Here is a 19271-nt window from a genome sequence, read left to right as displayed (position 1 = left end):
CCGAGGCCATTCGAAATGATCACTTCGATCCGACTTCTTGCCGCCGTCGCAACCGCGGTCTTCTCATTGGCGTCGCCAACGGTCCATGCACAGCCCGCAACCACGTTTCCGGGCAAGCCGGTCACGCTGGTCGTGCCGTTCACCTCCAGCAGCGGCAGCGACATCATCGCGCGCATCATCGCGCCGAAGCTCGCCGCACGCTGGGGCCAGCCCGTCGTGGTGGACAACAAGCCCGGCGCGAGCGGCAACCTCGGCGCCCAGCAGGTGGCGACGGCCGCACCCGACGGCCACACGTTGCTCATGGCGATCAACACCTTCACGATGACGCCGTCGATCTACAAGAAGATGCCCTTCGACGCCGTGGCGGACTTCGCCCCGGTGGCCCTGCTCGCCGAGGCGAGCTTCGTCTTCGCGGTCAACCCAGGCGTGCCGGCGACCGACATGAAGTCCCTGGTCGCCTACGCCAAGCAGAACCCCGGCAGGCTCAACTACGCCACGCCGGGCAACGGAACGCCGCAGCATCTGGCGATGGAACTGCTCAAGTCGAAGACGGGCATCGATGTCGTGCACGTGCCCTACAAGGGCATTGCCGGCGCGATCACCGACCTGATGGGCGGCCAGGTGCAGATGATGTTCGCCACCGTGCATTCGATGCGCCCGCACGCGCAGGCCGGCAAGGTGCGGCTGCTGGCGGTCACGGGCCAGACGCGCAGCACGTTCGCGCCGGACGTGCCGACCTTCAAGGAGCAGGGCATCGACGTCATGGACGGCGTCGATGCCTGGTTCGCGGTCATGGCGCCGGGCCGCACGCCGCCGGAACTCGTGGCGCGGCTGAACCGTGACTTCGTCGCGGTGCTGAGTTCCGACGAGGTGAAGGAAAGCCTCGCGAAGCAGGGGCTGGTGGTTCGGACCAGTTCGCCGTCCGATCTCGCGGCGCTCGTGAAACGTGACCTCGCGCGCTGGCGCCAGGTCGTCAACGATGCCAGGATCACGCTGGACTGACCGCCTTGCCGTTCGCGTCGGACGGCTCCCGCCGCGTGATCAGCGTGTCTATCGAGTCATTGAGCAGCTTGATCGTGAGGGGCACGTCGCGGCTGAGCGCAGCCTCCATGATCTCGCGGTGCTCCACACGCGTGAACTCCGGGTCGATCCGCCGCACGTTGAGCCGCCGGTGCCGGTCGGCGGAGTCGAACAACTGCTCATGAAAATCGAGCAGCCACTTCGAGGGGCAGGCCGCGATGATGGCCGCGTGGAACTTGCGATGCAGCAGTTCCCATTCGCGGTTCGTGTGGCCGGAGGCGACCGTCATCGGGCAGCGCCACATGCGGTGATACGCGAACACGACCTTTTCTTCCCATCCCTCGTCGCCGTTCAGCAGCGACTCCCGGACCACCACTTCGTTCAGCAGCCGGCGCGCGCGGACGAGGTCGAGCAGATCGTCGTTCGACAAGGTCGCCACCCGGAAGCCGCGGCGCTCGACCTGCTCGACGAGGCGCACGGAAGTCAGTCGGTTGAGGGCCTCCCGGATCGGGCTGGCGCCCACCTGATAACGCTCCTGCAGGGTCTCGATGCGCAGCTTCTCGCCCGGTGGCCACTGGCCTTCGAGGATGTCTTCGCGCAAGCGCTCGAACACCCTGCTGGCCAGGGTGGATCCCTGCCCGTCCTCGGTGCTCGATGGTGGTTGTCGACTCATGGCTGTGTGCGGGGGGCTGCGGTCGATTCTAGGGTTGCGTCCCGGTCGGTCCTTGTCGCCTTTAAAGGGTTAGTACCGAGCAAGTTTGCACCGGGTTTCAATATTATCGATAAAACGTCGATGAAGACCTTGATATCTCATATTTATCGATAAGAAAAGAGGATCGTCATGACCACGAGCATTCGTCCCAAGAGCTTCGCGCATGTCGTCTATCGCACCTACCGCTTCCAGGAGATGCTGGACTGGTACGTCAAGGTGTTCGGCGGCAAGGTGCAGTACCAGAGTCCGGTGATCGCCTTCGTCACCTACGACGACGAGCACCACCGCGTGGCATTGCTGAACCTCGGCATCGTCGTCGGGGAGTCGGACGCCCGCACGCCGCGCGGCCAGCCGGGCATGGACCACGTGGCCTACGGCTACCGCTCGCTCACCGAACTGCTCGGCAAGTACGTCGAACTGAAAGCGGCGGGCGTGCTGCCCTACTGGTGCATCCACCACGGCATCACGGTCTCGCTCTACTACGCCGACCCCGACGGCAACCAGATGGAGTTCCAGGCCGACAGCTATGCGTCGAACGACGACGCCAACGCCTTCATGCACGGGCCGAACTTCGAGCTGAACCCGATCGGCGTCGAGTTCAATCCCGAGGTCATGCTCGCCCGCCTGCGGGCCGGGGAGAGCGAATCGGCGCTGCTGTTGCGTACCGAGCACCTGCCGGTCTCCGCGATTCGCGGCTCGATGATGGGCTGAACGGTCAGCGCACCGCGACGCCTTCGACGCTGCAAGAAACGACCAGACGACGAATGATCATCGGGTCGTGCTGATGTCGGTGCTCGGCGCAGCGGCCGGGCACGCGGCATGGCAGTGGCCCGAATTCACCGATCAGAAACCCAAGGAGTCCACGCATTGAGAACCTATGACATCGCCGTCCTCGTCGGCAGCCTGCGCCGTGAATCGATCAACCGCAAGGTGGCGACCGCCATCATGCGCGTGGCGCCGCCTGCGCTGCGCTTTCGCCCTGTCCCGCTGGACAACCTGCCGATGTACAACGGCGACCTGGAGGCCCTGCGGCCCGAATCCGTCAACCATTTCACCGCACAGTGCGCGGCGGCCGATGCGTTCCTGATCGTCATGCCCGAGTTCAACCGGTCGCTGCCGGCGGTGCTGAAGAACGCGATCGACTGGGGCTCCAAGCCGATGGATCGCAACGTCTGGCGCGACAAGCCGGTGGCCATGTCGGGCACTTCGCCCGGCGCCATCGGCACGGCGGTGGGGCAGCAGCACCTGCGGCAGATCATGGGCATCCTCGGTGCCGCGGTGCTGGGCGGGGAAGCCTACCTGTCCTTCAAGCCCGACATGCTCGATGCGCAAGGCAATTTCGCGGACGCGTCGACCCGCAACTTCATGGCCGCCTACATGGAGCGCTTCTCGGTCTTCGTCGGCAAGCTGGTCGGCGCATGAGCGGTGACCGGATGATGACCGGCCGCATGGAGGACGAAGCCGCGTGCGCGCGCCTGTGCGTCGACTTCGCGAACCATCTCGATGCGCGGCGCTACGACTCGGTGCTGGATCTGTTCACGGAGGACGGCACGCTCGACCGCATGGGGACGATGTTCGCGGGCCGCGCCGCGCTGGCTGGCTTCCTTGCGTCACGTCCAGCGGCCGTGACGACCCGGCATCTGTGCACCAACATCAGTGTGTACTTCGATGCCGCGGATGAAGCCACGGGTTTCTGCTGCGTGCTGTTCTTTCAGGGCAGGGCGGAGGCGGGGCCTGCGACTGCGCTGGGACCCCCTTCGGTGGTCGAGTACCACGATCGCTTCGTTCGTACCGCGTCGGGCTGGCGGATCCAGGAGCGGCGCATCCGCATGGCGATCCAGGCGTCGTCATTCTGATCGCGGCACCATCGCAGGCCATCGACCAGCCGCGCCCTCCGTAGGGGCGTCCGGAGAGATAGCCGGTCGGGAGCGATTGCGGTTGCGCTTGGTTCGGGCTACGCTCCCAGGGCGCGATGGGAGCGCTCACCGGTCGCGCCTGCGCCAAAGGAGGGGACATGCTGAAGCGTACCCTGTTGATCGGCGCCCTGTGCTACGGAGCTGGGGCCATTCATGCCCAAAGCGATGCGCAGAAGCCTCGAAAAGTCCACCGCATCGGCTACATCTCGGCAGCGGCTGACCTCGAGCATTTTCAAGAAGCGATGCAGAAGTTGGGCTACGTCGAGGGGGTCAATGCAGTCTTGGTGGTGAGGATGGCAAGAGGTCACCTTGAGCTCCTGCCATCGATGGCTGCCGACATTGTGGCGCTGCAGGTCGAGGTCATCGTGGCCGCGAGTCCACCGGCGATCCAAGCCGCCAGGAGCGCTACGTCAACGATCCCCATCGTGATGGCCATGACCTCGGTTGATCCGGTGCGATCCGGTTTCGTCGCCAGTTTGGCACGGCCCGGAGGCAACGTTACAGGCGTCGCCATGATCTCGGACGTCATCGCTGGAAAGCGACTCGAACTGTTGAGCGCGGTGCTGCCCAGGTCCGAGCCCATTGCCATCCTTACGCAGACCGGGCATACGGCTGGCCCAGGTCAAGTCGAGGCGGCGAACGTGGCAGCCCGTTCATTGGGAAGAAAGCTGCTCGTATTCGAGGTCCGCGACGCCAAGGACTACGAGTCGGCAATCTCGCAAGCCGCCAGCCTGTCGGCGGGACTCTTCGTCGTGTCGAACCCAACATTCTTCGACGATCGCGACGCCATTGCGGCGCTTGCCTTGCGAAATGGTCTACCGACTCTTTGTGAGTGGCGAGAAATGGCAGCAGTTGGATGCCTGATGGCCTACGGCCCCAACGTCGAGGTGCTGCATCATCGCGTCGCCACCTTTGTGGATCGAATCCTGCGCGGCGCACGCGCGAGTGATCTGCCGGTTGAGATGCCCATGAAGTTCGACCTCACAATCAACTTGGCGACCGCCAGGGCCTTGGGAATCAGCATTGACAAGTCGCTGCTGGTACGGGCTCAACTGATCCGTTGAGGCCTCGAAGCATCGACCGGGGTCGCGTAACGTCGTCCGGGTGCATGCTTCCGAACGACGACTTCAGACTGCGGATTCAACCGGTCGATGCAACACACTGATGACTGCCGTAGGCAGAAGGAGTGTTGCAGATGGCTTACCGGACGCGAACCTACTACACAGACAGCCAGAAGGCGTTGATGTGGGAGCGATGGAGGCAGGGATGGACCCTGCATCAGATTGCTCAACTGTTCAATCGGCCCCACACGTCGATACAGGGAATTCTGTCCCGTACCGGCGGCATTCGACCGCCGGAGCGAACTCGTTCACAAAGGCGCTGACGCTGGCCGAGCGCGAGGAGATCTCGCGTGCCATGGTGGCTGGCTTCTCGATTCGCTCGATCGCGGTGATCCTCGGGCGAGCGCCATCCACCATCAGCCGAGAGATCAAGCGCAACGGTGGTTCCGGGTGCTATCGGGCGACCCGGGCCGACCAGGCGGCCTGGGATCGGGCTCGTCGACCCAAGCGCTGCAGGCTGGCTGAGAACCGGGACTTGGCGCGCATCGTCACGGAGAAGCTTCGGTTGCAATGGTCTCCGGAGCAGATTGCCGGATGGCTCAAGCATACTTACCCGAGCGACGAGACCTCCCACGTGTCCCACGAGACCATCTACCGTAGCCTGTTCATTCAAGCCCGCGGGGCGTTGAAGAAGGAGCTGTTGCAGCATCTTCGGCGTACCCGGGGCATGCGCCGCTCACGTCAGTACACGCAGAAGACAGACGTCCACGGAAGAATCGTTGACGCCATCACCATCAGCGAGCGGCCAGCCACGGTTGAAGATCGAGCAGTTCCCGGACACTGGGAAGGCGACCTGCTCTTCGGAAGCGCCAACAGCCAGATCGCCACGCTGGTTGAGCGCCAAACGCGATACGTGATGTTGGTCAAGCTGGATGGCAAGGTCTCTCAGACCGTCGTCAACGCACTCATCAAGAACGCCCGCAAGCTGCCGCAGGAGCTCTACAAGTCACTGACCTGGGACAGGGGCACGGAGATGCACGCTCACAAGAAGTTCACGTTGGCCACCGACATTCAGGTGTACTTCTGCGATCCGCAGAACCCATGGCAGCGTGGAAGCAACGAGAATACGAATGGATTGCTCAGGCAGTACATGCCGAAGGGCATGGACATCTCAGGGTTCTCACAGCCTCAACTCAATGCGATCGCGAGACAATTGAACGAGAGGCCGCGCAAGACGCTCGGCTTCCATACACCTGCTGAGATGTTCAGCGAATGTGTTGCATCGACCGGTTGAATCCGCACCTGAAAGCAGCCGTTGAGAGGTGTCCGCGCGACTGACTGCTTCGTGAAGGGGTCCATCGACCACCCAGTAACGCAACTGCGGCTAACCTGGAGCGGCGACTGACAACTGGTTGGAATTGTCGAATTCCGCGTTAAGCGGCTTGCCGCTTTCAACCCCGGCTCGCGCAAACGGCAGCGCGACATCGAACCGGTCGCGCTTGCTGGTCGATATAGAATCCACCGCTTCCTGAAATGCCCAGGTGGCGGAATTGGTAGACGCACTAGTTTCAGGTACTAGCGAGTAACATCGTGGGGGTTCGAGTCCCTTCCTGGGCACCAGAGCACTGATGAAGCCGATCAACATCGCGTTGGCCGGATTTGTTTTTTGCAGCTGGCAGATGAAGAGCGCATGGCTGAGAAGCGGGCGTACGTTCGGGTTCTAATGCGAGCCATGAGTACGACCTACCGCATGCCCGGGGCAGTTTTTACCGAGCGCGAGCACTCGGTTCCTTTGGTTCACGGCGACCCGCTGCGTGGCACGATCAGCGTGTTCACGCGCGAGCTTGCTGCCCCAGACGGTCTTGATCGCCCCTACCTCGTGTTCCTGCAGGGCGGCCCAGGCTTCGAGGCCGCCCGCCCGACGAGCCCGCCCTCAGGGTGGATGGCGCGTGCCCTTGAGGACTTCCGGGTCCTGCTGCTTGACCAGCGGGGCACAGGGCGCTCCACGCCGGTAGGGCCAGTCATCCCAGGGGCAGCGCCTGCCGACCAAGCCGAGTACCTCACGCATTTCCGCGCCGACTCGATCGTGCGCGACCTCGAACTGATCCGCGCTGAACTCGGCGTCGAGCGCTGGAGTCTGCTCGGTCAGAGCTTCGGGGGATTCACCTCGCTCACCTATCTGTCGCTGGCGCCCGAGGGCCTGCGGGAGGTACTGATCACCGGCGGCCTCGCGCCGATCACGAATCGGCCGGTCGACGAGGTCTACGCGGCGACATGGGCGCGCGTGCGCGAAGCGAACCAGCGCTATCACGCGCGATACCCAGGAGACCTCGATCGTTTGCGGACGATCCTGCGCCGGCTCGACGAGGAAGATGTCCGGTTGCCCAACGGCGACCGCCTCACATCGCGTCGGTTTCGGCAGACCGGAATGTGGCTCGGCGATAGCGCCGGGTTCGAACGGCTGCACCACCTGCTCGAGTTGCCCTTCGGCTCGGCCGCATTCATGGTCGACGCGCAGATGGCGTCATCTTGGGAGCGCAATCCGATCTACGCGACGCTCCATGAGTCCTCGTACGCCGACGGGGGTGCCACTCGCTGGTCGGCACACCGGCTCGCGCCCGAGGAGGCGATGATCGGCGACCTCCTCGGCGCAGAGCAAGTCTTCCCTTGGATGTGGGACGACTACTCGGGCTTACGCGCGCACCGCGAGGTGGCGCAGCTTCTGGCCCAGCATCCATGGCCGCGCCTGTACGACGCTGACCGCCTCGCCCGCAATGAGGTCCCAGTGGCAGCGACCGTGTACGTCGACGATGTCTACGTGGAGCGATCATTTGCCGAGGAGACGGCCCGTGGCGTTCGTGGGCTGCGGGCCTGGGTTACCAACGAGTACGCCCACAATGGCCTGCGGGCCGATGGCGAGCGCATCGTGGGTCGCCTGCTCGACATGGTCCGCGGCCGGGCGTGAGCCGATGGACGTGGCCTTCGCGTACCCGGCAAAGGAATGCCTGCAGAGCGCTGGCTAGCGGTCTTCCGTGCTTGCCTTCCTGAAGGGCTGCTTTCGCTGCCTAGGAGCCGCACGATGGGCGCTCGTGGAGGGCAGGGTAGGGCCCATAGCCGTCTCACGCTCTTCGCCAAAGCAGACGTTCAATTTCGAGACCGCGAGCGACGAGGCGTTGGCCAACGCCTCGTCGAGCAGGCCTTCTCCGACCGCAGTTGCCTGTTCGATGGCAGCCTAGTGCCACGCAGCCACGCAGCCACGCAGCCACGCAGCCACGCCGGTGCGCCGATCGAGGACGAAGAAGCCTCGATTGCGCGCACGCTGTCGCTGTCGCTGATGCGCGACCACTAGGCGACCGCGATCGATGGCAGCACGGTGCTCGTAGATGCCCAGAGCGTGTGCGTGCATGGCGACGGTGTGCATGCGTTGGCATTCGCGCGGCGTATCCGCGACCGCGAGCAACTCACGGCCAAAAGCATTGCGATCAGAGCCCTCACGTGACCGTGCGGCGCGTTCAGTTCACCGGCTTCGATTCGTTCGGCGGCGAATCCATCAACCCTTCGTGGGGGGCCGTGCGTTCGGGGCCCGTCACGATGGTCGCGCGCAGATTCAGGCGAGCGCGTCGTAGACCCCTTTCTCGAAGGCGTACAGGAGGTCCATCACACCCGCGTCCGCGAACGGGAAGGTCTGCGTGGCCAGCATGCCCGCGATGCCGGTGGACGGGTCGATCCAGAAGAAGCTGTTCGCCAGCCCCGCCCACGACAGGCTGCCTGCGGACCGCCCAGTGGGCGCGGCCTCTTCGTTGATCTGGAAAGCCAGGCTCCAGCGCTTGGTCAGGCCGGGAAAGAACTCGGCATCGGCGGTGAGCGGGACGGCGGCCTTCAGCAGGCTCACGCGGGCATTGCCGATTTGGTTGAGCATCAGGTGCGAGGTCACCGTCTCGGGCTTGAGCACGCGCGCGCCATCGAGTTGGCCGAGGTTGAGCACCATGCGCATGAAGCGGGCATAGTCGCCCACGGTGCTGTAGATCGCACCGCCGCCCATGTCGAATTCGGGCTCCTGCGGGAGCTCGAAGGGGAAGGGCGCGAAGGCCTTGTCCTCGCCGCGCAGGTGTACGCCTGCCAGGCGCTCGCGCATCGTAGGCGTGATGCGAAATCCCGAGTCGTGCATGCCCAGCGGCTCCAGCAGGTTCTGGCTGATGAAGTCGCGCAGCGGGAGGCCGCTCACCTCCTCGACCATGCGGCCGGCCCAGTCGATGCCCAGGCCGTATTCCCAGCGCTCGCCGGGGTCGGCCACCAGGGGCAGCTCCAGCGCCTTGAGGCGGCATTCGATGATGCCCGGGATGCCAAGGGCCGCCTGTACCTTCTGCATGTCCGGATTCCACATCTCGTAGCTGCAGCCGGCGCTGTGTGAGAGCAGGTGCCGCAGCGTGATGGGGCGTTTGGGCGGGCGGGTGAGGGGGCGGCCTTCGGCGTCGAAGCCCGTCAGCACGCCCAGCTCGCCGATGGCCGGCAGCACCCGGGCGGCTGGCGCGTCCAGATCGAGCAGGCCGCGTTCCGCGCACTGCACGGCAGCCACCGAGGTGATGGCCTTGGTCATCGAGGCGATCCACACCACTGTGTCGGGCGTCATTGCGGTGCCACCGCCGAGCTGGCGCTCGCCGGCGGCGCCTTCGTAGAGGCTGCCGTCGCGGTCGGCCACCAGCGCCACCACGCCGGGGGCCTGGCCGCGGGCGACGCCGTCGGCGAGGATGGCGTCCAGAGTCTTCGTCATGCTCATGTCTATCTCCTTTTTCTAGCGATGTCGTTTGCGCGCCGCGGCACAGGGGCCGCGTGGGCGGCTCGCCAGAAAAAGTTTAATCAGCGCGCGGTGCTGCCGCGCGCCGCATCGCGCCATGATGCTGGCCGCTGCGTGCCAGCGGTGCAAGCCGCCGGACGGCGGCTCAGCGCAGGGCCTGGGCGCGGAAGGCCGCCGGCGTCGTTTGCCGTCGCTGCAGGAACTGGCGCGCGAAGTGCGAGGCATCGGCGAAACCGCAGCGGCGGCCGATCTCGGCCACGGCCAGGTGGCGCCAGCGCGCCTGGGCCAGCAGGCCGGCCGCCGCGTCCACGCGCAGGGCCATCAGCGTGGCCAGGAAGCTCTGCCCCTGCGCGGCCATCGCCCGATGCAGCGAGCGCAGCGACAGGCCGGCCTCGGCCGCGACCTCGGCAGCGCTCAGCCCCGGCTGCATGAAGCGCGCGCGCATCACGGCCAGCGCGCGCGCGTTGGCCGCCGATGCACGCGCCGGGCCGGCGGCCTCGCCGAGCAGGGACAGCAGGCCGCCCAGTTGGGCTTCGATGAGCGCGTCGCAGCCGTTGTCCGGGGCGCTGGCAGCGCCGGCGCCGGGCGTCAGCGCCTCGTGGGTGCCGCGCAGGGCCCGGCCCCAGCCTGCGTCGCCCCGCACGGGCTGTCCGATCAGGCGGCCCGGCGCCAGCACCCAGTGTTCGACCCACTCGATGGGCATTTCGATGGAGAGGCACTCCAGACCGGCGCTGAAGTCGAATTGGTACGGCTCGCGCGAGTCGATCAGCACGGCGTCGCCCGGTTGCACCAGCTGCTCCGCGCCGGCCTGCATGACGCGCCAGGGCAGCCGCGGCTGCGAGATCAGGTAGTAGGCATTGCGATGGCCGCGGGCAATGTCAGCTGCGCAGCGGGAGATCTTCTGCGGCGCGCCGTGCACCTGCTGCGGAAGCACGGTGTGCAGCGTGCAGCGCTCCAGGCTGCTGAAGAAGCCGTCGCGTTGCAGCGGCACTGCGTCCATCTCCAGCATGGTGGCATGCAGCGCGTCGCGCCACCCGCGAAGCCGCATCGCGTCGGGCAGGCTCTCCGATGACCAGGAAATCAGGCTTCTCACGAGGGACCTCTGCGCAGTGGAACCGGGCGAGAGCATACCTGTAGCGCGGGGACGCGGCGCCGACGGCGATACGGCATGGACAACGACGGGGTCTATGCCCATCGACCTGCTGCGGCAGCTTAGACCATCACACCAAGGCAAGCTACTTCGACCTCGAAGGGCGGCCGACTGGCTATGTCTGCAACACCCTGGTACCGGCCTTCGATACCAGCGGCTCCTTGACCCGTGGAAGACCGGAATAGGCTCCACAGCGTGAGTTCACCCACCAACAGGGAAGGACCGGAACCGCTGCGAGGCCGACATCCAGCCTTGGCGACTATTTAGAACCTCATGCGAACCAGCATTCGGAGCGAGACGTCAATTGCGCTAGGTTTCGCGGCGACTTTTCGCGCTCCGTCTGCCTAGCGGCGTGCCGGTTCCCGAGTGAGGAGCGCGATGGGCAGATGGGATCAGCGCATCAATTCGATTGAGGACGCGAGAGCCTCGTGGCGTGCCACAGAATTGGCGCCCTGTCATGCAGCGTTTGCAGCCATTGAGCCGGGAAGTTCCTGCGGCGGTGCATTGCCCTCGCAAGAAAGCACCGGAGGCCTCAATGCTGATCTTCACGAACCGAGTGATGAAGTCGGGTGCCGTCAATGAGTCGGTGTTGACGACCAGCTACACCCAAGGCCGCAGAGGACGGCTCGACGTTCTATTACAACGCGTAGAGGCAGGGCGATTCACGAAGTGCGAGTAGGGCGGGGCTTGTTCGCTTTGGGGAGGGTTTCCCATGAGGATTTCACTATGGCTTCGGGGTGCGATCGTTGCCGCGGCTCTTCTATCGATCGTGGGGATCTGGTTGTGGCTTGGAGCTGAGCACAGGGCGGGCGTAGACGACGACGTAGTGGTCAAAGCGCTCGATGGCTTCAAGGACCGCGGTGCAGCAGCAGAAGTCGCAGCCAACATCAAGGACAACTACATTGCGACGCGAAAGACTTCAAAGAACTGGAGCATCGCTTCGTGGTCGTGGACCGTCTTGGCCTCGGCGCTCAGTTTGTTCTCAGCCTTCATCCTGAAGCTGGAGTCGAAACTGATGAGCGAGAGCGCAAAGAAGGATTTCGCTGCGCTCCTCGCTGTCCTCGCAACACTGCTGATCCAGGTAGGAACTGCGTTGGACTTCAAGGCCTTGTGGGTGGCCAACCGACTTGCGTCCGCGGAGATTGAGGCAATCGCATATCAGTTTCTGCGCACGGATGGTGCCGACCCGAAGGAGTTTTACGACAACGTTGGCCAGACCCTTCATCGGAAGAACCAAGCGATCGTTGGCAAGTCCCAAACTCCGTAGGGTGCGGCAAATCTGCGACAGGTCCGGCCTGAACGTGACGCTCTGGCGGCATGGGCGTGAAGTGGTCCACTGCAGCGTACAGTAGTGGACCACAAAGCTGACATTGCGCGCGTGGCTAGCGAGCTTCGGCTTTCGCTGCGAAGCACTCCGTCGAGACTTGCCGCGCGAGACTTCAAACGATCTTTCGCCGCAGACGGCGACAATGCTCGGACATTGATTTCCATGTAGAGTTGGGTGGCCGCATGCGGGCATGCTTCGGCCAAGCTCAGCGGCTCGGGCGAACGATTGGTCGTGGAATTGAGATGCATTGATATGCCACCGAACGGCCGGAGAATGTTGCTAGGAAGTGGGGCGGCGCTGCTCGCCGGCAGCATGTTGAGGGTATCCGCCCAGCCCCGGATTCCTTCCAACGAGGCAAGCGCTCGCTGGTACGAAGCCGCTGTCGAGATGAAGCGCCTTGCTGAGTCTTGGGGTGACCAACCGTACGGCGCCGTGCTGGTGCTGGATGGCGAGCTCGTGGGCCAAGGGCCAAGCCGGGTCGTGAAGAATCAGAATCCCGATGCTCATGCGGAACGAGAGGCAATCCGCGATGCGCAGCTCAAGCTGGGGCGCGAAAGCTTGCTGGGAGCAGTTCTCTACTCCACTTCGCGGCCGTGCAGTCGGTGTGAAGCGGTAGCGGCAAAAGCGGGAATCTCGCGCATGTACTTTGGCCCATCGCTCACCGACGCCGGAGTTCCGGAGACGACATGACCGTGGTCCCCTTCGCGGATGGCGCGCCGATCGTTGCTAACACATTGCGGGACACGCCTCCAAAAGCGAGCCAATGGCAAAAGCGGAGCCGGCCATGGCGCCGCGAGGCCTTAGCAGCAGCCGGAACGGTATACGGGGGGCGCAGCGCCGAAGGGCTGCATGGGCAAGAACTCCGGAGCGACTTTGGTCGCTGTCTGCTGTCCTTCGAGTTTGGCTGCCGAATGACGGCCGTCGCCGAAACCCGACCTTGGGCCTTTGTTCGACGAACGGCCGGTCTACTTTGGAACTTGACCTCGCCGACGTGGAATCCGAAGCGCTACTTTGAACTCACAAGGCAAATTCGCGAAGCATGGATACGAATATGTTGCCGAGCCGACTCGTACATTCGGTCGAGCGAGGAGCGCCACCATCATCCGCTTGATACCCAGCGATACGGACAGGAACTGTCAGGCGCAACGTGCGTAGACCAAGGCCAGATAGTCCGAATGCTTGCGGAGCGCTTCCAGTTGCTGGAGCGTCGAGCCCGTCACGCGGTCGGACGGGTCGAACTTCAGGCTGCCGTCTGGCAGCAGGACGAAATGCGTCGTTCCCTGGGGCAGGCCGCGGCTGTTGCCAGCGTTGACATAGCCGCAGCCGGCGCCAGTGACCCGGTTGTACTTCACGCCGGAGAAGGTCGCAGTACCCACTCGAAGCTGCTCGCGCACATGTGCCTCCACTTTCCACGCTGGCCAGTAGAACCACCACGCGGCTAGACAGCCGGCAAAAACTGCAATCCCCGCCAGGATGGATGCCACTGCTTTCATGCTCTCGCCCCCGCTGCAGAAGCGACCGATGATATGGCAAGAAAGAGTACTTTTGTGTTCTTTTGTGACATGGGCTCGAGGCGAAGCGAGCCCGGCGTATGTCGACCACTCTCCGCCATGGACGGCCTCGGTCACGGACGTCGATGCGCAAGACCCAGGCAAATGACAGACTCATCTGGCCCGCCGCGCGATCGAAGGTCTCGATCAGTTCCTGGGCGACGGTCTCCGGCGCATCGCTCAGGCCCCCCTGGGCCGATAGAAGGCGGCGAACTCGGCTCCGCCTAGCGACCGACCACGCTGTGGTGCCGATTTCGCTCGGCGACCTAGGTGGCGGCGCCGCAACCCAAGCGGGGACACCTACCCCCGACGGGTCCCTACCTTCACTCGGGCGACGCTACAAGCCGCAGTTCGATCGGGCTTCGAAACCCGGCTGGCATAGTCGGTATCCTAACGCTCGCCTCCACGACAGGGAGCGCGCCGATGCCTTGGCGCACACCGTTCGCTCCATGCTATTGCGAGGGCAACGGAGCCATCGCAGAGCGCGCGCCGGAGAAAAATGTCATGAGCGGCGTCGTCATCGCAGTGGTGACCAATGCCATCACCAACAGCATTGTGAACATTTCCTGACCAATCAAGCCTGCGTCCAGCCCGATCTTCATGACGATCAGCTCCATGAGTCCCCGGGCGTTCATCAATGCACCCGTTGCCAAGCTGTCGCGCCATGGATAGCCCGCTATCTTGGCTCCGACTGCGCTGCCAGCGACCTTGCCGATCGTGGCCATGGCAAGCACAAGCAACATGGCCCCCAGGCTTCCGCCCACGAAAGCACTAGACGTTGTGTTGAGGCCCGCTAGTGCGAAAAACAGCGGCATCAGCACAACGATCGAGAATGGCTCGATGCGTTTTGCGAGAGAGTCGAGCAACCGGTCGTCTCGTGGTAGTGCAGCACCGAACAGGAACGCCCCGAAAACAGCGTGCAGGTGGAGCCACTCCGTCACCATGGCGGACGTCAGCACGCCTACCATGAGACATGCAAGCACGGGCAGGGTGGGCTCACCGCCTGGAGCGTGGGTGCGCAAGAGCCGCGCAAACAGCGGACGAATAGCGCCAAACAGGACCGCGAGCAAGATCGCGACGCCCGCGACGATCTTCGCCAGACCTCCGTAGCCGTCGCCCGCACCAACGAGCGCCACGACGAATGCCAGAACTATCCACGCGCAGGCGTCAGCTACCGCCGCAGATGCTAGCGAGAGCTGCCCAAAACGGGTGTGGGTGAGCCCGCGATCCTTCAAGATGCGCGCCATCACTGGAAAAGCCGTGATGGACAAGGCTGCAGCAATGAACAGCGAAAACGTCCATCGCCCGATGCCGGCAGGAGCGAGGCTGGAGTGCAGCGCAGGCGCGATCGCCAAACCCAAGGCCATGGGCGCTGCGACGCTGAGCAGCCCCACCCCGCCCGCGGAACGCAGTTGCTCACGAACCCCCTTGTGCGCGCGCAGTTCGAGGCCGACGATGAACATGAACATCACCAGTCCGATGGTGGAAAGCGCCGACAGCCCGGCCAGGGAGTCTTTCGGAAAAAGCTGGGCGTGGAACGCTGGGAACAAAGCACCCGTCACTACCGGTCCGAGCACAAGCCCAGCAGTCATTTCGCCCACAACATTCGGCTGCCCCACGAAGCGCAGGAGCCATCCGCAGGCTCGAGCAGTCACGAGGATGACGATGAGCTGCAAGAGTAGGAGGGTGGCGGACATGGCGTTCCCGAGGTAACAAAAGTCTCGATGTTAAAGCCAGGCCCTGCAAGTCGAACTCCATGAATCTCAGCGGGCCATCTCGTCGCGGAGCTCGCACACATGGGTCGATGCAAACTGCTGATTACCGCAGGCTGCTGCTGTCGCTGGAGCTGAGGAAGGGCTCTGACCGGGTGCGGATTCAACCGGTCGATGCAACACACTGATGACTGCCGTAGGCAGAAGGAGTGTTGCAGATGGCTTACCGGACGCGAACCTACTACACAGACAGCCAGAAGGCGTTGATGTGGGAGCGGTGGAGGCAGGGATGGACCCCGTCGTCCATGGCCGGCCAACGGCCAGTCAGCTCAGATTCGCCGACCACGACTGGTTATCGAGTCTGGCCGGCGGATTGAAGTGGCGGCTTTGGCATGGTCGAGCGCCAGAAGCCATGCGGCGCCTGGCCACGATGTTCTACGTCTTGGGCAAGTCGACGGTGCGCCGCAAGCCCGCCGCGCGTCAGATTCGAAAGCTCACGCTCGAACTGCTCGGCTACCTGCGCAACAACTCGGATTCGCTGCCCAACTACGGAAGGCGCTACCGAACGGGCCGACGCATCTCCAGTGCGTTCATGGAGTCCGCGGTCAACCAACTTATTGACAAGCGCATGTCGAAGTCGCAGCAGATGCGCTGGGATCCTCGCAGCGCGCACATACTGCTGCAGGTGAGGGTGCGCGTCATCGACGGCCAACTCCGCGATGACTTCGCCCGCTGGTATCCCGGGTTCCCGTCCAACGCGTCGACGATGTCGCTGGCAGCGTGACCCCACCATGTGAATCGCTCTCATTGCCTCAAGAGGCGGTCCTGGCATTACCAGGCTCTGCTGCTTTTCCTATCCCGTGACGAGGAGCATGGCCACGCTGCTGCCCCAAGTCCAGCCGCTTCGTGACCTGCAAGAGAGGCCGAGGCCGCTCATCTACCTCATGGCACTCTGTGCGGGTGACCGACCGGATTCCTGCCCTCACTTCCAAGCGCACCTGCGTCGGGTGTGGATCCGCTGTAAGTCCCGTCTGGACTGGTCTAGGGGAGGGCCGGACCCCCAGGCGGGCAGCCCCAGGTCTGCCATGCGCGCCGGGCTTGCCGAGAAAGTCTTCCTTGACGATCGCAACGTGGTGCTCGATGCGCGCTTCGCGGCGGGCCGGCCCGAACGTTATGCGGAGTTGTTCGCCGAGCTCTCGCGTCCCCTCCGAGCGCCCTCGTCGCGGCCGGTACTAAGGCATCACCGCTGCGCGTGATGCGAGCAGCGGAAGTATCGCGTTCGTTGCGTGCTTCTGCGGCAGTGACGTCAAGAGCAATTTTCACCTCGACGAGGACAGCAAGGTCCTCGTTGCCCGCTTCGGCGGACTTCCTCATGTTCTCCATGTGGCCCTTGATCAATCGCGTTCCAGGTCGAGGGATGGTCACCGCGGCGTTGCGCCGGCCCTGAAGCCCAGCCCCACCCAGTCGGTGGCGCTCCTCGACTTGCTACTGCGCGTCATGAACGACCACACGAACACGACCGGGCAGCGCATCCGCGCAGCCATGGCTGCGAGCGCCACGCGTGGAGTCGAGGCATGGGTCGCGGCCCCCCCTTTTTGGAGTTGACGACGGTAACGCGAAAGCGCTCAATCGAGTTTTCCCCGAGCGCGCCCTGGAAGGTCAGCCATGAAGTCGTCGTCCATGATGGCGGTCGTCGCCAGTTGCACGATCCTTCTCGGCTGCGACTTGCAGCCGCACGTTCTCTTCGTGGCCAGCGCAAGCCCGTACCAGGTCATGCAACTGACCGATGCCGAAGAGGGGTGCCCCGCGCCCAGCCGCGTTTGCTTTCTCACCCTTTTGGATGGTGGCACGTCGCGCGGATGCTGGATCCGCGAGCATGCCTATATTCGCGCCCATTTTCACGATTTAGGTGACCGCCTGATACCTGTGACCGAGTTCCGTCGCACGATGCTGGCCGAGTATCGGAACGCCACCCTGGAAGAAGCGGCCGCGGCGGATCTTCCCGAGGTCGGAACCCCGTCGACCACGGACCCATCCGTCAACGTAAATCTCCGCTCCCGGTGAAAACCTTCTCCTGCTGCATCGGAAGCGTTTAGCTCCAGCGAACGGCCACGCCCTGGATACGGAACAATGCTTCAGAGCTCAGCGCAAGTCGGCTGCGCCCCCGTTGCTGTCCTTCAGCGCCAAGAGACGCTGCCCTTCGTCAAAGCGCTGCGGCGCGGCCAGTTCGAACTGAACTGCCCCGCGGCGACGGCGCAGATGCTGTCGCGCGAGACCCTCCAGCCGCTGGTCCAGAACTGGCGCTTCCAGGGCACGGTGCGTGCCGAATACACGATCGGCGTCTCGGGCTGCGGCCAGCGCACCACCTACGTCGTGTTCTGCCCGCAGGACGGCGCCAACTGCTACCCGGCCGGATCGCGGCTGGGCATCCTGGGGCAGTAGCGCGCCTGCGCGGGTCTGCCGGCAGCGCTGTACCGCGACGCTGCACCCCATCCACGTACGCCCTGCCTTAGGATGTGGGAATGCAATTCAGCGAGTTGCCTGTGGGCGCCAAGTTCCGATTCTTTCAGCGCGGCACCCTACTGACGAAGTCGTCAAAGGGCGGATACACCACGCCTGGCGCCGCGGAGCAGAAGGCAGCGCCCGACGTCGAGGTGATTTCCGAGGAGGACATGCCCGACCCCGTGAAGCGCGCGCCGGCGAAGCCCGATGACCTCGCCCTGATCTCGAAGGCGCTGGACGACCTCGAGGCCCAAGCCGGCAAGACGCCAGAACTGGCCGCCGCCCGGCAGGCGCTCCGCCGGCTTGATGCACTGGCCAGAATGAAGAGCGGTGGCGGCTGATCAATTGTGGGCGTCCGGATCGCCTGGCTAGAGCAGCAGCCCGGCCTTTACCGGCTCCAGAGGACAAACAGTCCAGAATACGTCTGACCCGCTGTCGATGTATGCAGGCCGTGCGCGTTTTCCGCGTTAAGGCCTCGTTCACCCAGCGAGCTCAACATTTGATCTTCCTCCTCCAAGAGGACTTCAGATTGTCCTCATTGCCCGCTTTGGCGGGCTTTTTTCGTGGCGACTCCTTGCGGCATCCACTTTGCTGTCATAGGTGCGGGCGACCCTTCGCGGGCCGCGAGCCGCTGACTCTTTGGGGATAGGGAGGACGCAACCTCGAGATCGGCCGGTAGCATCCAGAACGAGATCGGGATGATCTCTCGATCAAGGTCAGCGTTTGGCGTGGATTACCGGTGTAGAGTTGAATGAGATCGAAAGTTGATGGTGAAAACCCTTTATCTAGTGCGGCATGCTAAATCGAGTCGCGACAATACGTCCTTGTCGGATCTGGAGCGACCATTGGACGAGCGTGGTCGCCAGGACGCGCCCACGATGGGCAAGCGTCTCAGTAAGCGCGGGGTAAAGCCCGATCTGCTTGCATCGAGCCCGGCGCTGCGCGCGCTGACGACGGCGCAACTTGTCGCCGACGAGATCGGCTATCCACGCAAAGACATCGTCGTCGATGAACGCCTCTACGCCAGCAGCCCGCACGACTTGCTCGCCGTCATTTACGCGCTTGATGAGAAGCTGGACTGCGTGATGTTCTTCGGCCACAACCCGGAGTTTGCCGACCTCACCCACCGGCTATCGAGCGAGATGATTGACCTGCCTACTTGCGCCGTCGCCGAGTTCCGCTTCGACACAAAGGCGTGGGCGGATGTCGGTAGGATTGGCCCGGCGAAGGTGAAACTGGACGCGCCGAAGAAGTGAAGTAGTCCAACTTCCGGAGTTGGCGATTTCGAAGCCTTCAATCGCAGGGCATCGAGACGCGCGGTGTTTCGAACCACGACTTCATCAACTCCATCTACTTCCGCGATCCCAACGGGTACGTGATCAAGTGGTGCGCCAAGCGTGCCGGTCACGATGCTTTGATGTACCCGGCGACCAATGGACCAATGGCGCGCGCGACGCGCTGCAGCGTTGGACAACCGCCAGGGCGAAGGGGTGGGGGTTCGAACTGGACGACTCGAACGCGGCACG

19 protein-coding genes, 1 tRNA gene and 1 pseudogene are annotated in these 19271 nt (G+C 64.0%); 16 read left to right on the top strand and 5 right to left on the bottom strand.

Annotated elements, in window-relative coordinates; all coding sequences use genetic code 11:
- The first annotated feature begins 15 nt into the window (after window positions 1–15).
- Window positions 16–1002 (top strand): Bug family tripartite tricarboxylate transporter substrate binding protein, encoded by a 987-nt coding sequence (locus tag QTI68_RS00535; protein WP_286518915.1) that lies wholly within the window; start codon window positions 16–18, stop codon window positions 1000–1002.
- On the opposite strand, the gene QTI68_RS00530 is transcribed toward QTI68_RS00535, so the two are convergent.
- The gene (locus QTI68_RS00530) at window positions 989–1633 is read right to left on the bottom strand and encodes a GntR family transcriptional regulator (protein ID WP_286518914.1); all 645 of its coding nucleotides are present in this window, start codon (window positions 1631–1633) and stop codon (window positions 989–991) included. The two genes, QTI68_RS00535 and QTI68_RS00530, sit on opposite strands and share 14 nt — an antisense overlap.
- Before the next feature lie 228 nt (window positions 1634–1861).
- Here QTI68_RS00530 and QTI68_RS00525 point away from each other — a divergent pair, with 228 nt between their 5' ends.
- The 8 genes and pseudogenes from QTI68_RS00525 (at window position 1862) to QTI68_RS00490 (ending at window position 8208) form a co-directional block, all read left to right on the top strand.
- The gene (locus tag QTI68_RS00525; RefSeq protein ID WP_286518912.1) at window positions 1862–2443 is read left to right on the top strand and encodes a VOC family protein; all 582 of its coding nucleotides are present in this window, start codon (window positions 1862–1864) and stop codon (window positions 2441–2443) included.
- A gap of 156 nt (window positions 2444–2599) precedes the next feature.
- Window positions 2600–3154: an NADPH-dependent FMN reductase gene (locus QTI68_RS00520; RefSeq protein ID WP_286518910.1), complete on the top strand. Its 555-nt coding sequence runs from the start codon at window positions 2600–2602 to the stop codon at window positions 3152–3154.
- A complete protein-coding gene (locus tag QTI68_RS00515; RefSeq protein ID WP_286518909.1) occupies window positions 3151–3588 on the top strand; it encodes a nuclear transport factor 2 family protein in 438 nt (145 codons plus the stop codon). The genes QTI68_RS00520 and QTI68_RS00515 overlap by 4 nt, the downstream gene beginning before the upstream one ends.
- A gap of 158 nt (window positions 3589–3746) precedes the next feature.
- The gene (locus QTI68_RS00510; protein WP_286518907.1) at window positions 3747–4712 is read left to right on the top strand and encodes an ABC transporter substrate-binding protein; all 966 of its coding nucleotides are present in this window, start codon (window positions 3747–3749) and stop codon (window positions 4710–4712) included.
- 131 nt (window positions 4713–4843) lie between these two features.
- Window positions 4844–6003 (top strand): annotated as a pseudogene (locus QTI68_RS00505) (IS30 family transposase).
- A 241-nt stretch (window positions 6004–6244) separates the two neighbouring features.
- A tRNA-Leu gene (locus tag QTI68_RS00500) sits at window positions 6245–6329 on the top strand.
- 112 nt (window positions 6330–6441) lie between these two features.
- Entirely contained in the window at window positions 6442–7674 is a 1233-nt protein-coding gene (locus QTI68_RS00495) for an alpha/beta fold hydrolase (RefSeq protein ID WP_286518906.1), read from the top strand.
- A gap of 393 nt (window positions 7675–8067) precedes the next feature.
- Complete coding sequence (locus QTI68_RS00490; protein ID WP_286520176.1) at window positions 8068–8208, top strand: LamB/YcsF family protein; 141 nt, start codon at window positions 8068–8070, stop codon at window positions 8206–8208.
- A gap of 108 nt (window positions 8209–8316) precedes the next feature.
- On the opposite strand, the gene QTI68_RS00485 is transcribed toward QTI68_RS00490, so the two are convergent.
- Window positions 8317–9486 (bottom strand): serine hydrolase domain-containing protein, encoded by a 1170-nt coding sequence (locus tag QTI68_RS00485; RefSeq protein WP_286518904.1) that lies wholly within the window; start codon window positions 9484–9486, stop codon window positions 8317–8319.
- 163 nt (window positions 9487–9649) lie between these two features.
- Window positions 9650–10597: a helix-turn-helix domain-containing protein gene (locus tag QTI68_RS00480; protein ID WP_286518903.1), complete on the bottom strand. Its 948-nt coding sequence runs from the start codon at window positions 10595–10597 to the stop codon at window positions 9650–9652.
- Between the two features lie 769 nt (window positions 10598–11366).
- Here QTI68_RS00480 and QTI68_RS00475 point away from each other — a divergent pair.
- Together QTI68_RS00475 and QTI68_RS00470 are read left to right on the top strand one after the other, a co-directional pair.
- Window positions 11367–11921, top strand: a complete 555-nt coding sequence (locus QTI68_RS00475; RefSeq protein WP_286518902.1) for a hypothetical protein — start codon at window positions 11367–11369, stop codon at window positions 11919–11921.
- Between the two features lie 312 nt (window positions 11922–12233).
- The gene (locus QTI68_RS00470) at window positions 12234–12671 is read left to right on the top strand and encodes a nucleoside deaminase (RefSeq protein WP_353506385.1); all 438 of its coding nucleotides are present in this window, start codon (window positions 12234–12236) and stop codon (window positions 12669–12671) included.
- Between the two features lie 446 nt (window positions 12672–13117).
- Here the strand turns inward: QTI68_RS00470 and QTI68_RS00465 are convergent, their stop codons facing one another.
- Window positions 13118–13474, bottom strand: a complete 357-nt coding sequence (locus tag QTI68_RS00465; protein WP_286518901.1) for a hypothetical protein — start codon at window positions 13472–13474, stop codon at window positions 13118–13120.
- A gap of 509 nt (window positions 13475–13983) precedes the next feature.
- Window positions 13984–15228, bottom strand: a complete 1245-nt coding sequence (locus QTI68_RS00460; RefSeq protein ID WP_286518899.1) for a cation:proton antiporter — start codon at window positions 15226–15228, stop codon at window positions 13984–13986.
- Window positions 15229–15532: 304 nt separating this feature from the next.
- Here QTI68_RS00460 and QTI68_RS00455 point away from each other — a divergent pair, with 304 nt between their 5' ends.
- From QTI68_RS00455 to QTI68_RS00435, 5 genes are all read left to right on the top strand, one after another.
- Window positions 15533–16027, top strand: a complete 495-nt coding sequence (locus QTI68_RS00455) for a hypothetical protein (protein ID WP_286518898.1) — start codon at window positions 15533–15535, stop codon at window positions 16025–16027.
- Between the two features lie 881 nt (window positions 16028–16908).
- Window positions 16909–17307 (top strand): hypothetical protein, encoded by a 399-nt coding sequence (locus tag QTI68_RS00450; RefSeq protein ID WP_286518896.1) that lies wholly within the window; start codon window positions 16909–16911, stop codon window positions 17305–17307.
- 66 nt (window positions 17308–17373) lie between these two features.
- Window positions 17374–17685 (top strand): hypothetical protein, encoded by a 312-nt coding sequence (locus tag QTI68_RS00445; protein ID WP_286518894.1) that lies wholly within the window; start codon window positions 17374–17376, stop codon window positions 17683–17685.
- Window positions 17686–17765: 80 nt separating this feature from the next.
- Window positions 17766–18086 (top strand): hypothetical protein, encoded by a 321-nt coding sequence (locus tag QTI68_RS00440; RefSeq protein ID WP_286518892.1) that lies wholly within the window; start codon window positions 17766–17768, stop codon window positions 18084–18086.
- A gap of 426 nt (window positions 18087–18512) precedes the next feature.
- Entirely contained in the window at window positions 18513–19001 is a 489-nt protein-coding gene (locus QTI68_RS00435) for a SixA phosphatase family protein (protein WP_286518891.1), read from the top strand.
- Window positions 19002–19271 lie beyond the last annotated feature (270 nt).

The sequence above is a fragment of the Variovorax sp. J31P207 genome, assembly GCF_030316965.1.
Classification (GTDB): Bacteria; Pseudomonadota; Gammaproteobacteria; order Burkholderiales; family Burkholderiaceae_C; genus Variovorax; species Variovorax ginsengisoli_B.
This window is presented reverse-complemented; position numbering and strand designations above follow the sequence as displayed.

Coding starts and splice junctions, on each gene's coding strand:
- QTI68_RS00535 (WP_286518915.1), top strand. CDS start 16: ATGATCACTTCGATCCGACTTCTTGCCGCCGTCGCAACCGCGGTCTTC.
- QTI68_RS00525 (WP_286518912.1), top strand. CDS start 1,862: ATGACCACGAGCATTCGTCCCAAGAGCTTCGCGCATGTCGTCTATCGC.
- QTI68_RS00515 (WP_286518909.1), top strand. CDS start 3,151: ATGAGCGGTGACCGGATGATGACCGGCCGCATGGAGGACGAAGCCGCG.
- QTI68_RS00510 (WP_286518907.1), top strand. CDS start 3,747: ATGCTGAAGCGTACCCTGTTGATCGGCGCCCTGTGCTACGGAGCTGGG.
- QTI68_RS00495 (WP_286518906.1), top strand. CDS start 6,442: ATGAGTACGACCTACCGCATGCCCGGGGCAGTTTTTACCGAGCGCGAG.
- QTI68_RS00485 (WP_286518904.1), bottom strand. CDS start 9,486: ATGAGCATGACGAAGACTCTGGACGCCATCCTCGCCGACGGCGTCGCC.
- QTI68_RS00475 (WP_286518902.1), top strand. CDS start 11,367: ATGAGGATTTCACTATGGCTTCGGGGTGCGATCGTTGCCGCGGCTCTT.
- QTI68_RS00470 (WP_353506385.1), top strand. CDS start 12,234: ATGCCACCGAACGGCCGGAGAATGTTGCTAGGAAGTGGGGCGGCGCTG.
- QTI68_RS00465 (WP_286518901.1), bottom strand. CDS start 13,474: ATGAAAGCAGTGGCATCCATCCTGGCGGGGATTGCAGTTTTTGCCGGC.
- QTI68_RS00460 (WP_286518899.1), bottom strand. CDS start 15,228: ATGTCCGCCACCCTCCTACTCTTGCAGCTCATCGTCATCCTCGTGACT.
- QTI68_RS00455 (WP_286518898.1), top strand. CDS start 15,533: ATGGACCCCGTCGTCCATGGCCGGCCAACGGCCAGTCAGCTCAGATTC.
- QTI68_RS00450 (WP_286518896.1), top strand. CDS start 16,909: ATGAAGTCGTCGTCCATGATGGCGGTCGTCGCCAGTTGCACGATCCTT.
- QTI68_RS00445 (WP_286518894.1), top strand. CDS start 17,374: ATGCTTCAGAGCTCAGCGCAAGTCGGCTGCGCCCCCGTTGCTGTCCTT.
- QTI68_RS00440 (WP_286518892.1), top strand. CDS start 17,766: ATGCAATTCAGCGAGTTGCCTGTGGGCGCCAAGTTCCGATTCTTTCAG.
- QTI68_RS00435 (WP_286518891.1), top strand. CDS start 18,513: ATGGTGAAAACCCTTTATCTAGTGCGGCATGCTAAATCGAGTCGCGAC.